The following is a 15,648-nucleotide window of genomic DNA, read 5'->3' on the forward strand; positions in this document are numbered from 1 at the left end:
GAGCGTAACCATCTGACGAAGGAGGTTTGCCGCTATTGGTGCTGTTGAGATTTAGCCGGGATTCGAGTTCCGTTACTCTGGCTTCTAATTTATCGATTTTTTCATGCAAATAGTAAATATATGCAACGATTTCCGGAGGACATTCTGTAAATTTGGATTATATCTCTTCAGGTATTTCCATTGCGGTAAAAGAACGTTTACTCTCATTATACTAAGATCTTTCGGTATTTCTCTGGTTGTTAAGGTAAATAAGCGATTTTTTAGAAGAAATTACGATAAATCAATTGGGAGCGCTGGGAGGGGCTGAATAGTTACGTTTTAGTCTTCATTTCTACAATCGGTCCAGCCATCTGATTTACATAGCGACCAATTTTTGTCCATGAATATTTGCCATTATTATCTTTTACTGTCCAGAAATCGATATTGGCATATTTTCGATCTCCCTGATCAGTAACAGATGTGTAGCCTGATATTCCATAAAAGTGGCATGCATTGTCAACAAATATGGGTCGTTTATTTGGTATTCCCTGACTCATTATTTCAGTCAATGCAGCGAGCTGGACTGCATCATTTATAACAACAGCATATGGGGTAGCTTTCAGTCCGGTGGCAGTTTGAAGTCGTTTTGCAAATTTCATAAACTTAGGCTCGTTCTCCATTTCGCCGTATATTGTTGCAGTAAAATTAGTCTTTGCAGCAAAACCAGCAACAGTGTTGTTTTTTAGAATTGAATCAGATAACGCAATCCCATCTGTTCCAACCCATGAGACAGAACTGAGCTTACTATTCTTTGACGCAGCATTCAGAATATCTGTGGTCTCATCAAATCCGATGATCATCACTGCTAATCCGGAACTCCTATCTCTGGATTGAATCGATTGAGCGACTTTATCTATTGTAGGATCGAAGGAACCAGTTCCGGGTTCATACATGATTGGATCGGTCAGGGTTAAATTTCCATGATTTGAGAGGTTATTCATGAGTTCATAGAGTTTCTGACCGTACACATCATTTCGCACTACCGGGATGATCGTAGAATAGTTCTCTTTCTTAAAGAGTGCCTGTAATCCCTGGGCCTGAATTGTGTCATCCGGGCAAAGTCTGATAATTGTATTATTTTGACTACAGAGTCCAGGTGTTGTGCTTCCAAATCCAATAAGTATTGTTCCTGATTCCTTTGCTGTCCCTTCAAGCGCATTCATCTCTTCTGAACTTAACGGACCGACAATGAAATGAATGCCATCCTGAATCATCTCTGTTCCTAATTCTTTCGCGATCGCTGGATCTGTTTCAGTATCAACGATACGAAGACGAACCTGGTATGGTAATCCGAGAGTTGTATACTTTGTATTCAGGTCTTCGGCTGCCATTTCCATAGCAGCTTTATATGAAGGCCCTTGAGCTGAACCATTCCCAGAAAGGGGAAGAAGACCTCCTATGACAATCGTCTGGGTTTGGTTTTCAGCAAAAACAACGCTACAGAGAAGAAATAAACAGATACAAATGAAGAATGAACGGAATAGATTCATAATATATCTTTTATGTGCTTGTCCGTTAAGGGTTATTATTTGAGTTTCTGTGGCTTGACCTCAATAAATACTACCTTACAACCAGAAAAAAAAGGCTCATCGACGTTTCTTGTGGGAAAAGTATCTTTAGATACAATACTGACTAATGGTTCTCGCTGAGGAACTCTTTCGTACCGCTCTTCACTTAACTACCCCTTGGACAATATCCTCCCTTAAATTTAAAGAGGGTGAGCGAAAATTAGAAATCTAGGTCGACTTTCCTAAAGGGTCACGATTCCAATGTCCGGAATATAATCCGTTAGATTGCGAAATTCATGATACATCGAAAAAATCTTGGAGGTATTTGAATTTTTTAGAGCATCAGACATATATACATAGTCGAATTCCTCGGATTTCCTGCCCAAAATGCGTGGTGAAGCAGGTTAAGGTTCCTTGGGCAAGAGAAGGAAGTGGGTTCACAATGCTAATGGAGGCATTAATTGTCTTCTTTGCTCAAACCATGCAAATAGCACAGATCTCTGAAAAACTGAAGATAACCGATAAAAGGATTTGGCGAGTTGTCTCTCATTATGTTTCAAAAGCATTGAAAGAAGTTGATTTTTCAGGAATATCTGCTATAGATATGGATGAAACATCAAGACGAAAGGGGCATGAATACCTAACCGTTTTTGCAGATATCGATACCGGTCGAATAGTTCATATCTACACAGGGAAGGATGCCTTAACTCTCAAATCATTTGCAGATTCGGTAGAAAACCACAATAGTTCACATGAGAGGATCAAGAACTTCTGCTGTGATATGTCACCTGCTTTTATCAGAGGAATATATGAACACTTTCCCTTCGCTTCAATTACATTTGAGAATAGCGATAGCTATCTTCCGATAACGGGATAACTATTAAATAGACGAAAATTTCGTCATTTTTCTTAAAAAATACCTACATGAAAAAGATCGCAATCTGGGGTTAATCGCTATCCTCTATAGCAAGTTAATGCTAATTATTAAAAAGGCTGGGATAACGGCAGAATATTCGCCCAATGATATTCTCTTGATATTTTCGAAAAGTGATGAGGATTTCTTACGAAGGGTTTGACCAGATCACCGAGGTCCCGAAGAAGGACCGGGAGCTTGAGAAGAAGATGAACCTGAATTTATTCCCTAATTGAGAGCATAGTTTGGGATTTAGATAGGTTGGTTAAGAGACCTTTAACGTATTCATGAGTGATATCCCAACTGGTGTGAGGTATCTAATCTACAGGTTTATCAACAACTACTAATACCGATCTATACATAGTTACGAAGATGAAAGGAGTTTCTCTTCTATTCTGTCTGGTTGTTCTCTTTATTGGAACCGGAGTTGTATGTGGGGCACAACCTCCGGATCTGAATAATAATTTAAGTTATTTAATTAATTCTTCAATGGACCTTCCAAATGATACCCCGGTTGTTATTAACATAAATATGCCAATAAATGTTTATGTAGAGAAAGGTGACGGATTTCACATATTACATATCGGAGATGAAAACCTGACAACTGCAATCTTCAATAGTACAGGTGAAAAAGATGTGCCTGGATATGATTTTAAGAATATTATACTCTCTGAAGGTCCACTTGCTGAATTAAATCTTACCGGCGATATGGGAAATCCGAAACCAAAGTAAGAATCCCCAAGTAATTCCGATATTACGATTCATTCTCCGGGAAGATCGCTCTGTTCACCGGGTAGCAGGAATAGGAACGGGATCAACGGTATCACACCAGGTACAGGTGCCGGTATTATAATTGATTACCTTGATCGCATTGATCAGAATACACTCTCCTATACCCCCCCATTGACCATGCATTTTAACCTATATTCCCGGCCTCTCATAACGAGTTAGGTGGAGTTACCCCCAGCTCGTGATATAACCGTTTTTGCTCATCAAGAATTTCCCCAACCCTGATGGTTCTGCCCGGTTGTTCAAAGCATTCAATGACGTCTAGTTTATCTAAAAGGGATGGCAGGGTGTATTTCTTAATAAGGTCGGTGATCTGCATTTGTTTTTTGATATATGACAGATAGATCAATGCTACAAACTGAACAAACAACTTCCCATCAAGACTTTTTTCAGATGAAACCAAAGCCCTACGCATATTAAGTCGTTCTTTGAGATTTCCGAATGCCTTTTCTACCACATCTTTGTTGCGGTAGAGCTCAAGAGCAGTAACAGCATCCATAGTTTCATTGGTGATAAGAGAAAAATACCCAAAGTATCGCTTCGCTTCATTAATCACATCTTCCTTCACTGTTACTTTCGTACCCCGCTTAGGTGTCGCTTTGCAGGTGAAGTACTTCAGATAAAGTTTTTCATGATCAGGGACACGATTATCGGTTTCCAGTTCCTGCTTCAATGCATTCAATCTTCGGTCAAAAGCCATTTTATCTTCAGCTGCTTTCTCGATGTTGTAATAATAATGGATATATAGACGGCGTTCTTCTTGGATAGTTTCTCCTTTATATGGGCGTTCCTGTGAATAATGCCACATAGATCTAACCGTTGTGCAATACAACTCGTATTTATCGTTGTAATTTTTGAAATCCTGGAGAGAATCGTATATGGGATCTAATTCTTTTCGGATGAAAGCAAGAGACATTCTGACAGAGATGAGAAATTTTACATGATCTCTATACAAGTCGTTGATATTATCTTCACTGTAGAATCCGCGATCCATGACCAATTTTAACTTAGAATAACCGAGTTCATCCAGTTCTTCCAGCAAACGGCGAACTGTTTTTGAATCAGGAATGTTTCCAGCAAGTTTTCTGTAGTAGAAAGGGAGGTTTGATTTCTCCCCGAAAACCAAAGTGAGATTCAATTGAGGTAATCGGTCATGTTCTTTGTTGAAGCCATATTGTACTTGTTTTAACGTTTCTGAGTAACTGGACAGAGTAGTTGTATCGTAAGCCCAGAACTCATTTTCACACCTTCTCTTTCCCTGCAGAGAGAAGAATTTTTGTTTGTCTTCTTCGGTTATACTCGAAAATAAGTCACTTGCTCGCTGAGAGGTGATAATTTTTCCGTATGGATGTCTATGAAGAGCCGCCCATTTTTCGAAACGGTATAGAGGGGAGGTTTCTTCGAGGATCAGATAGTATGCAATAGACAAGATTTGTAGATATGTATCAGGGAAACACTGTTTCAGATCCTTCGTAATACCAAGGTTCTCACCAAGAGCATCCAACAGATATGTGGCCCCAAAAAAGGATCTATGGGCTACCAAAGAAGATTTTGGCCCGCGTTTAGCAGGTAATTTTTCTGTTCCCGTCTTTCGGTTTCTTCCATCAGTCGGGACTATCTCTCCAGTAACCTTATCTACTCGTCCAATCAGGGTCCGCCTGGCACGAGATTGCTTCTTTTCCTTATCCCAGTGAGATATGGATTCATAGGCATAAGTGATACCTGAACGTTTGTCTGTTTGATATACTATTGCCACCATGATTATTGTTCCTCGTTATGCATATAATCTAACCCATAACGATGATAAAGATGTCGGTTTAGTTTTAACAAACTGTTGGAAGATTTAATTGCAAATTAAAAGAATATCGTTATGTGTTCGCGGGAATAGAGGTTTTAAGATCCACTTCATCTCCGATAGCGCAGGAAATGGCCCCGGATCTCTCTTTGTATAAGAGGAGGGAGGTGGGGATACCCAAAAAGAATTTTCTTTCCTCCTCATATGGTGAGTTAAAATTAAAAAAATCTGAAAATATAAATATTCAGCAAGTTTTATTTTTCAGAAACTATTAAAAATAAAGTCAACAGAGTTTCGCATAGATCTCTCTGCCGGTGGGGTTTGGAGATAGGTGGCGATAGGTATGACAATACAGAGATGCATAATCAGAGCGATAGCGCTTTTAATTCTCTTCATGATGATCTGCTCGATAAGCGGGGCAGTAAAAATTCAGACCGAGCGACAATATCCAGGAAATGCGGCAAACCCTGGATCAAGCCCGGCGGCAGTGGGTACTGCAGTGTTTCATAACTCAACAACTGCTGATCTCAAGGCACCATACAAGACCAACTCATGGCTCTCACCAGTACTCTGGGCAGACAGTCAGACCATGTTCTACCGGGGGAGTGATGATATTAACAGCGGGGTAAAACATCCGTTATATCAACTCCCGGTATACCCGCTTCCCTGGAGTTTATACTACTGTAAAACTACACCCGAGGAAGAGCAGATAAATTTTAATGCGGATTACCTGAATCGCATCGATCCGGCCAATGATGGATCGAAAGAAGTGTTACAGGGATTATTTGTCAGACCCATGCCGATATACTCCCGGTATGATACTCAACTGTATAATCCCCAGGGGTCTGAGTCACATGATACAAAGAGGAATATGTATGCATTGTACGGGACCTATACTGCTCCTGCGATTCATCTTGACCCCGGATTCAATGCCTCTCATATCAGGATTAGCCGGATGGGAGATTATGACGCCGGGTTTGTAGTAGCATCTTCAGATGATCCCAATCGGCCAGCAGCAATATCTACAGATGCAAAACTCTCCCTTGATGTGGTACGGGGTTCACCATTTCTTCATCTGACTGCAGAAAAGATCCCATCCTTAAATCTGACAATCTGGAGTGGTCTGGGGGCACCAGGCTCTCAGGGGACGGTTTTGGTCAACAATATCAATATCTCCTACGTCATGTTCACCAAACCGATGAAGAGTTATGGTGTCGAACCTGCAGATACCGGGTCTGGCCCCGAGATCACGGAGAGTAATCAGACATACATCATCTTTTATCCCACAGGATCTGCCAGTTATATTGAAACGGCCCTTGATCCCATCACCGTTTCCAAAGGCCTGAAATGGTATCAAACCGCTGCATCATTCACCTTTTCAACCCAAACCGGATCGAATTATCTCACCATGACCTCGGTTCCATCTCCTGATGTCATTGATACCACCACCCTGCAGACACTGGCTGCTGCAGCATTCCAGTACCCGACCGGCTCCACGGTCAGTTACGGGTATGACCGTGCAAAATCTGTCGTAACCGCCACATATACCCTCAATACCAATGATCTCCTGAAGACAGGAGGAACTCCGGTCCAGGGGCTGCTTCCCCTTCATTATGGAAAGTTCTTTGGAGGTGACTCTGTTCTCACATCCAACGCTGACTGGGTGAAAACCGGATCCGGGACCCCTCTGGTCATGGACTCAGTTCTTGGAGAGATACACTTCCTGAAAGGTCCGACCTTCACCTGTACATACCGGTACCCGGGAGTACTGCCATATATCCCGGCTCTTCCTTCCCAGGATCCTGAAGGACAGGCGAATCTCTCAAAATATCTCAAGATCTGGGAGTCGGAGAATGCACTGGGAGATAAAGCGGATTACAAGTATACGTTGATGAATCTTGACAAAGGGATTGATACCTACAATGCAGTTCAGGTTTTGTGGCGTGCAGCCAATACGTTCCGCACCGCACAGGGAGTAGAACCTGCTATATCAAAAGATGCTGCCTCCTCTGTTGAGAAGAGTATCTCGCTGTTCTTTGCAGATAAACCGGAACTTATCACCAAAGTCAAAGACGGGCAGGCTCCGTACTACTCGTATTATGATCCGAATGCATCATCGATACTCCTGTATCCTGCCGGTGTTCTGCCACTCTGGCCACCGAACGATGAACGGTACCTGCAGTGGGATGGATATGGAACCGTTACCAAACTGAACGATCATCATTACACCTACGGGTATTTCATCGGTGCAGCAGCCGAGGTAGCGCTCAATAATGCAACCTGGATGGAAATGCACAAAGATGTCATCAATCAGATGGTCTTTGATGTTGCCTATGATCCCCCCATTCAGTCAAAAGCCAGGTTCTCATTCCCGAAGATGAGACTCTGGGATGCCTATACCGGCCATTGTGAGGCCGGAGGGATGACATACCCCTATTACGACGGTAACAATGATGAATCGATATCTGAGGAGATGCAATTTTGGTACTCGGTAATTCTCTGGGGATCTGCATCAGGACAATCAGATATTGAATCTCTCGGTATTGCTCATTATACCCAGGCGGTATACTCATACTACACGTTCTGGCGTGACTCCTTTGGAAACTATCAGAATCTATGGAATATGATAAAAGGAACTGATTTCGATCCGCTCTGGGTCTCAAAAGACTACATTCCCCAGATCTGGGATTCAAAGGTAAAACAGTCCACCTTCTTTGGATCCGGCCCGGTAGCCGTATCAGCAATCACGGTCCTCCCCATGACCGGTGGTTCATTCTATAATGCAATGAACTCGGCATGGATTGACTCATATATCATAAAATTCTTTGCATATATGAAGAAATGGGACATGGATCCCCTGAACCCAAACGGAAAACAATGGAATGAACCCTGGAACGGAGCTAACAAAACGGGTAATCCGTGGTCTGCAGAGGTGAGTTATTACGGTGAACTGGCCTGCTGGTATGCCCTTGTTCATCCCGAAGAAGCACTTAATAAATTCCTCTATTATCTGAATCCTGATACGGCAGGTGAGCCATCTCAGTATGGAACCAAGCCCATCGATTTATTCAGCAGGACCGAGAAAGGGGCAGCAGAAGCATATCATTTCATCAGGTTCCTGCAGGATTACGGAACACCTGAACCCCTCTATGCGTATGCAACCAACACCCCGTACTACATGACCTTTGTCAAAAACAGTTCCCGGACTTATGTCGGGTTCAACCCGACCAGTTCGAAGATGGACATCACGTTCAGCGATGGAAAAGTCATCAAAAACGTTGCTGCTCATGAGTTCGGATTCTGGCCTGCCGGGCTGCCTCTCCCGGTCAAGGCATCCTTTACTGCCACCCCGTCAAGCGGAAATCCCCCGCTTGTGGTCACGTTCAAAGATACCTCAAACGGATCGATTACTGACTGGGCATGGACGTTTGGGGATGGCAACTCATTTGCAGAACAGAACCCGGTCCATACCTATACGAACGTAGGTACCTATCAGGTCAATCTGACCGTCACTGATACCGGTCTGAAAACGAGCTCAGGTACCCAGACGGTCTCGGTCATATCTTCAGGTACGCTTCCGGGAAAATTCTCGATCATCAACCTCAGTGGCAATAATACCGGAAAATACGACGGATATCCCTCGCTTGTCATCGGTGGAAACAACACCGCGTATCTCTCATACTTCAGGGCTGATACGGCAATGCCATGGCAGACTGGTAAAACCAAGGGAAGCATACGGTTTCAAAAGATAGGTCTCAATCAGGGTCAGATGCAGATCCTCGCGGATGAATCGGTTGCAGATTTGACCTATAAAAAATACGTTGTTGTCCAGCCTGAGTGGGGGCGTTCATCAATCGCCCTTGACAAGAACAACGACACCCCGCTTATCGCATACCTGAATCTGGGGGATAATTATCCCCAGCAACTTCACCTCTCCTGGAAAAATGGCGGTTCCTGGAATGATAATATGATCGGCAATCCGTTCCCCTGGACTCCCTCTCTCGCCATGAGTACAAAAGGGAAACCCGGCGTTGGTGTTCCATCAGGAACCCGGAAACAGCCGTTGTATCTCTATAAGGATGCAGGGGACTGGAAAGGTAAAGGGGACTGGGCTGTAGTCGGAATCGGGGATAAAGGAGATGAGAAGACGTTCAACTCAGTGGACTGGTTCTTCTCACTCTTCTATACCGGCAGTGAACAGATACCCACACTGGTCTATTATAACAGCCCGAGCCAGGAGATCCGGCTGGCATATACTCCTGACAAGAACGACCAGACAAAATGGACGATTGAACCCATACAGACAGGTGTTTCAGCCGGGCAGGTCAGTGCTGCCTACGATGCAGAGAGGGACATTCTGGGAGTTTCCTGGTACGACCTGAAGGGAAAAACCCTCAAATACATGGAAAAACCGGTGTCCGGAATATGGGGTTCGGTTGAACAAGTCGACACGTCAGTTAATGACACCGGATTGAATTGTACGCTTGCGTTCGGGCCGAAGAGCGGAGCAGTCCCGGGGCCGGGTATTACCTATTATGATGCAACGGCACGTCAGCTCCGGTTTGCGTGGAAGGACACCAGCGGGTGGCACACCGCCGTAGTTGACTCAAACGGGGCAGGAACAGCCAACTCTCTTGCCTACAGCCAGGAAGGGTATCCACAGATTGCGTACCGGCATGAGGGGAGCAATTCCCTGAAATATGCCTATCTTAATCAGCAAAATGACCGTGAGGGCAGTTTTACTTCAGATCTCAGATCCGGAGCAGTGCCTCTTTCGGTCCAGTTCTTTGATACCATGGTAAATGACACGGTATCATCATTGCGGGCTGAAAGTAGTGATGTGCAGGTCGATGTCGATGTGCATTACTGGTGGGATCTGAATGGGGATGGCGAATGGGATGCACAGGATGTCTGGAATCCGGTGTACACCTACACCCAGGCCGGCACATATGACGTTAAACTCCTGCTCCATGTGGTTATCTACAATACATACGATAACAAGACCGATGTGGTTGATTTCTGGGGTGTTGCGGATTATGATGATTACATCACGGTAACATCACCCCAGCCGGTGGTAACAGACTTTGTGGCAACCCCGGTATCAGGAACCCCTCCATTGGAGGTTGCATTCACTGATACCTCATCGGGATCCCCAACCTCGTGGACCTGGAACTTCGGGGATGGTGCAGGGTCAACAGAACAGAACCCGGTTCACACCTATTCAGGTGTTGGGAGGTACACGGTTACCCTTCAGACCAGTGGAGACCCCGGAAGCGGTGTGGTTAGAAAACCGGCGTATATCACTGTTGATGGAAGTCCATCCCGTGGACAGGCTGGCATGCTCAAGGTCCAGTCCGACCCGTCAGGGGCTGATCTCTATCTTGACGGGGTGCTGAAAGGGACAACTCCGGTGGATGAACTCGTGGCAAAGAGAGGCAGTCATACGCTTCTCGTCCACCTTGACGGGTATCAGAACTGGTCTACAACCACCGAAGTCCCTGCAGGAGAGGTCAGGATCATCCCGACCATTAAACTCTGGAAAGAATAGGGAAGCACCGGGAGGAGTATCTGCACTTCCCGATCTTTTGTTGTCCGCTGTTACGTGATATAAGAGATCAGGAACTTCAGGAGATCACAACGAGAAAGTAAATCAACACGATAGGGATTTGGGGACCTCCTTAACATAAAAAAATAATCCCTTTCCTCGTTTTTCTTTTACAATGTATCCCAGATCATTCAAATGCATAAGATCCGTTCTTGCCGTCTGATATACCACATTGAAACGATCAGATATTTGAAAAATCGTAAATAACTGGTTTGGGGATTCCATCATTTCGGATAGGATTTCTGCCTGTCTTGGACTAATATTTGGGTTTGTTCTTATCATTTCACTAGCTTTCTTCTGCTGCTCTTGTTTTCCTTCAATATATGATATTAAATCGCTCAACGCGTCATCCATACAATCAATTTGATACCGAATAAAATAGGTTAGATCAAATCCATCATATTCTGTATAGAGATATGCTTTCGCATACTTTCCTCGGGATTTCAATATGTTTTTTGAAATCGAGAGGTATTCCATTAACCAATATCCTCGAGAAAGACAATACCAATAAAATAAACTCCTGGCCGTTCTGCCATTACCATCATTAAACGGATGGATATACCTAATTAGGAAATGAATAATGATTGCCTTAATAATGGGGTGGATAAATTTTTCATCATCATCAGTATTTGCAAATTTACATAAATTCAGGATATATTCTTCAATTTCTTGATAATTGGGGGGAGTGTGAAGTACAGTACCGGTAGATGTATCAACAACCCGCACACCGTTTCTTTTCCTGAAATGGTCTACATCCTCAGGATCAATAGTATCCTTCGTAACCACCCGTTGAATTTCAAGTAGTAGATCTGGAGTGAGACTTTCGCTTTGTTTTTGAATTATAAACTGTAGGGTTTCGAAATTATTGAGAACCATCTGCTCCCCATGGTTCTTTGGCTTTTTTCTCTGCTCAATCATCTCCCGGGCTTCTTTGCGTGTCGTTACTGCTCCCTCTAATATAGAAGAGGATATTGCCTCCTCGATCAGCGATGAGATGATATACCGTTTATCTAAACGAAGTGACTTATTTTGAATTTGTATGGTTCCTGAAAGATATCTATCAAACAGGTGAAGGCTCTTTTGAACCGGAGGGGTGATACAATATTCCATTTTAAGTGGGGAGTATGGCGTATTTTCCATCTTTTGAGAGCGAAATATTTTCATTGCAGCCCATATTCGTAGCCTTTCCTCCTCATCACCAACCCGATACGTCAGTTCGTCCCAATTCAGATACCGCTCATTATAAGAATCAACAGAATTTTTAAATTCGGAGTTCTCAAAATAGTGTTCAACAACCGAATTGATCAATGGCTGTTGAATAATGTCTGGTGGTTTTTCTGGTAACTTGTTCATTGGTATACTCACAAACCTCTATTTTTCTTTATACTAATTTATCACAAATTAGTATATTTTAGTATTCATTCACACCCATATGCCCTTATACTAATTTTAACTAAATTGGTATGTTTTGATATGCAGAAAAATCTCATAATGTTTTTAAAAACGGGACTTCTGATCAATGTTTCAGGATAATTGAGACCTGATGAAAATTAGGTGGGTCTCTACAAGATGAGGAACAACTGGAACATGTGATACGAATTGATCTGATTTTCTAAAGGGGTGTGCACCCAGTGCAAGTGTAAAAAATGCAGCTAGTGCCCCTCGCCACTTAAATTTGAGACTAATTCCTCTGGGAAAGGATTACAAAAATTAAGAGACGACAAGTACTGGCGGTCCCTTGGTATATCTCTTCAATAAATTTTGCAGAAGGAGAACGCAAATTAGACATTTGGTTGACTTTCCTAAAGGCTCACGATTTCCTTGCCCAAAATGTAACAATTTAGGGCAATTCGACACGGTGAGTGGGTATCATCAATAACCAAAATTTAAGTTTTCTTTGAGAAATATCAAACATAAATGTGATGAATTCCGTTGGATATATCCAACCTAAAGGTACTATATTCAATTCTTTTATGCAGAAAACTATAAACTCAATCTCGTAAAAGTAATGTTGTAAAAAATTTAACAACAAGGTATAATGAGACTAAATCCAGGTTATAGATTCTGTGTGTTTGATCCAGATAACAGAAATAAATGCAAGGAATTCAGCGATGAATCATCTGACTACAATCAAAAATGTTATGATTCTACTGATGCCTTTTACATTTCCAAGAATCAGGAGATATGATCTCATTTAGATTCTTCTTGTATGTTCTCTTTGAAGGAAAGTAAACACGGTACCCAATTATATTTTTTATCGGAAACAAAGGATCAAAAAAATGCATTTCAAATTTATTGATAGTAATACTAAATTAGGTAATAATAACCAGAGGAATTTGAAACGAAAACTACAGTTTCCTCAAATTTACCAAATTTCCCTTCTCCTGATGGTGGGTCTGGCTATTTGTTCCATCATCATCTCTCCTGTATCAGCAGGAACAAAATACCAGACCGGCTCTCCAAACCTTTCTGTCTCTATTTCAGGAAGTAATGAGTTCACTGCGGGAAATACCGAAACAGTAGCACTAAAAGTTCAAAATACCGGATTTAACACGATGAAAATGGTACAATCCGGAATTGTTGACAGGGATGATATTCCTAGTACCGCAAAGATGGTAACAGTATCACTAGATGCAGGTGATGCCCCGGTTGTCATAAAATCAGATCCCCAAATGATCGGGGATGTTGCAGCTTCGGGTAGTATCCCAGTATCATTCACTGTCCTTGTAAAAGATGATGCCAAGGCAGGAACATATGAACTTCCGGCAACTCTCTCATACACCTACCTGGCAGAGGCTGATCAGCAGGGAACTGATAGTATTTCATATAGGTATAACAAGAAGGATATCTATCTAAACATACCATTCACGGTAAAACCATCAATCACACTTGATATCACCGGTGTTCAGACAGAATCACTTAATGCTGGAGGATCCGGATATGTTACACTCAACCTCAAGAATTCTGGAAGTGATTCAGGGTTTAATGCTATTGCAAAACTGATACGAAAAGATAACTCTCCAGTTGTTCCTGTTGACAGTACGATCTATATCGGAAAACTTGATCCAGAAACTGAATTAACTGCCAAATTTAAGGTATCTATCTCAAAGGATGCAGAAGAACAAAGTTATCCACTCAGTGTCAGGGTAGATTACAAGAATAGTGATGGAGAGAACCTTTCAACACAAGTGAAAGATTTTGGTGTTCAGGTCGGATCAAAAGTCAGTTTTAGTGTTGTAAGTGATCCAGCAACAATCAATGTTGGTCAGAAAAAGGTAATTGAGGTACGGTACAAAAATGACGGATCAGCAACAGCATACAGCGCAGAAGCAAGAATTAGTGCAGTAGATCCATTTACCAGTAATGACGACCTGGCATACCTAGGGGATCTAAAACCCGGAGAATCGGGAGTCGCAAAGTTTGAGGTCAGTGCTGCATCAGATGCCACAGTTAAGACATATGGGCTCGATTCTGAAGTTAGATATCGTGACGCCCTTGATAACAGCCAGATATCAGATACAGTTAAAGTTCCGATCATTGTAGAATCTGCTCAGGGAATGGGACCATTACCAGGAGTAATAGTCGTGCTGCTCATTCTCGGTGGAGGATATTACCTGTATTCAAAGCGGCGTTCTGGAAATCCGGTCTGATTCTGTAGGGAGAAATGTATGTCATCATTTTTTCCTTCCATTTCATCGTTCTTTTCCAGTACCGCTGATCTGATAGTGAACAGGACTAGTCTTGTTCTGAAAGTCTCCCTCTTTCTAATGGCCATCTCGATATTTGGTATGATGTCAATATCGATGGCGACAGGAAACGATACTTACCAGGATAAGGATTCAGAAAGCAGTGTTATTTCAAACCATTTTTCTGATACATTCTCACAAGAATCTATTATCATCCTGGTCGAGTGTGACGATCCTACCAGCCCTGAAGTGCTGAAATATATTGATTCTATTAAAAGTCCTTTAAAAAATCTACAGTATATATCAACGGTATCAAGTATAGCTGATCTTCTTAAAGAGGCAAATGGAGGAGTACTTCCTTCATCAGATGCTGAAGTTACTGAGGCAGAGAGTTCAATCTCATCAGCAGTTCTCAACCGCTATGTTCCGTCCAACCTGATGACAATGGTAATGATAGGACTACAGCCTGGTCTTGCAGATTCAAAAAAGAATTCTGCAATCTCCAATGTCAAATCATTCATTTCCAGTACTGATATTCCCCCGGGAGTTCACGTATCAGTGACTGGAAGTGTCGCCTTCAGTATGGAGATGGGAGCTGCCATGAGTCAGTCCATGATAACTCTCATTATGGCAGCATTGGTTTTGATGGTGATAGTACTTGGAATCCTCTTCTCATATGTAAGCCATAGGTTTCTACCGGTTGTGATGGTAGCAGTTGGTCTGCTCTTGACGTTTGGTATCGTAGGATTAGCAGGGGTTCAGATCAGCATGGCAGCAATATCGGCATTTCCTGTCCTTATAGGACTTGGTATCGATTATGCTATTCAATTCCATTCGCGTCTAGAGGAGGAAGCGAGATCGAACCCCCTCTCTGTTGCTGTTAAAAATACCATTGTAAAGACTGGGCCTGCGGTTATGTACGCTATGCTTGCAACAGCCATCGGTTTCTTTGCAATGTTTGTCTCTTCTGTTCCTATGATCAGAGGATTCGGGCTCATCAGCATCATCGGAGTAGTCACCTGTTACCTGACCTCGCTGATCGGAATTCCTACTGCTGCATTATACCTGAATTACAAAGCAAAAGGGGTGGGAAAATCTAAGCAATCAGAATTTATTGACAAAGGACTTTCAAATATTGCAGTTACCATGGCAAAAAATCCCGTGGTTGTTCTCCTCGTCGTTCTTCTCGTAGCATTCGTAGGCATCCAGTTTGACTCACAAATTAATGTCAACACAAATGAGAACTCATTTGTCCCTTCAGATATGCCTGCAAAGGTAACAATGAATAAAGTATCAAGGACGATGGGATCGAC

The 15,648-nt window shown here is 42.6% G+C and carries 9 protein-coding genes and 1 pseudogene; 6 read left to right on the plus strand and 4 right to left on the minus strand.

Annotated elements, in window-relative coordinates; all coding sequences use genetic code 11:
• Both LUQ50_RS06965 and LUQ50_RS06970 read right to left on the minus strand, forming a co-directional pair.
• Positions 1-130, minus strand: a 130-nt coding sequence (locus tag LUQ50_RS06965) for a DUF6444 domain-containing protein (RefSeq protein ID WP_300038226.1), incomplete at its 3' end; no start/stop codon positions are given.
• Between the two features lie 181 nt (positions 131-311).
• Entirely contained in the window at positions 312-1,529 is a 1,218-nt protein-coding gene (locus LUQ50_RS06970; protein WP_300038203.1) for an ABC transporter substrate-binding protein, read from the minus strand.
• A 310-nt stretch (positions 1,530-1,839) separates the two neighbouring features.
• Between LUQ50_RS06970 and LUQ50_RS15940 the strand changes: the two are divergent.
• The 3 genes and pseudogenes from LUQ50_RS15940 to LUQ50_RS06980 all read left to right on the plus strand — a co-directional run.
• Positions 1,840-1,926: pseudogene (locus LUQ50_RS15940) on the plus strand (hypothetical protein); the annotation flags it as partial.
• A 12-nt stretch (positions 1,927-1,938) separates the two neighbouring features.
• Entirely contained in the window at positions 1,939-2,424 is a 486-nt protein-coding gene (locus LUQ50_RS06975; RefSeq protein WP_300038206.1) for a transposase, read from the plus strand.
• Positions 2,425-2,832: 408 nt separating this feature from the next.
• The gene (locus tag LUQ50_RS06980) at positions 2,833-3,192 is read left to right on the plus strand and encodes a hypothetical protein (protein ID WP_300038209.1); all 360 of its coding nucleotides are present in this window, start codon (positions 2,833-2,835) and stop codon (positions 3,190-3,192) included.
• A gap of 205 nt (positions 3,193-3,397) precedes the next feature.
• Here the strand turns inward: LUQ50_RS06980 and LUQ50_RS06985 are convergent, their stop codons facing one another.
• A complete protein-coding gene (locus LUQ50_RS06985; RefSeq protein WP_300038212.1) occupies positions 3,398-5,008 on the minus strand; it encodes an IS1634 family transposase in 1,611 nt (536 codons plus the stop codon).
• 379 nt (positions 5,009-5,387) lie between these two features.
• On the opposite strand from LUQ50_RS06985, the gene LUQ50_RS06990 reads away from it, so the two are divergent.
• Positions 5,388-10,592, plus strand: coding sequence for a PKD domain-containing protein (locus LUQ50_RS06990; protein ID WP_300038215.1), 5,205 nt, complete (start codon positions 5,388-5,390; stop codon positions 10,590-10,592).
• Positions 10,593-10,694: 102 nt separating this feature from the next.
• Here LUQ50_RS06990 and LUQ50_RS06995 read toward each other — a convergent pair whose 3' ends face one another.
• Entirely contained in the window at positions 10,695-12,002 is a 1,308-nt protein-coding gene (locus tag LUQ50_RS06995) for a Fic family protein (protein WP_300038218.1), read from the minus strand.
• Positions 12,003-12,985: 983 nt separating this feature from the next.
• Here LUQ50_RS06995 and LUQ50_RS07000 point away from each other — a divergent pair.
• The gene (locus LUQ50_RS07000; protein ID WP_300038222.1) at positions 12,986-14,299 is read left to right on the plus strand and encodes an S-layer protein; all 1,314 of its coding nucleotides are present in this window, start codon (positions 12,986-12,988) and stop codon (positions 14,297-14,299) included.
• 18 nt (positions 14,300-14,317) lie between these two features.
• A partial coding sequence (locus LUQ50_RS07005; protein WP_300038224.1) for an MMPL family transporter occupies positions 14,318-15,648 on the plus strand: 1,331 nt, incomplete at its 3' end.

It is taken from the genome of Methanospirillum sp. (genome assembly GCF_028679455.1).
Classification (GTDB): Archaea; Halobacteriota; Methanomicrobia; order Methanomicrobiales; family Methanospirillaceae; genus Methanospirillum.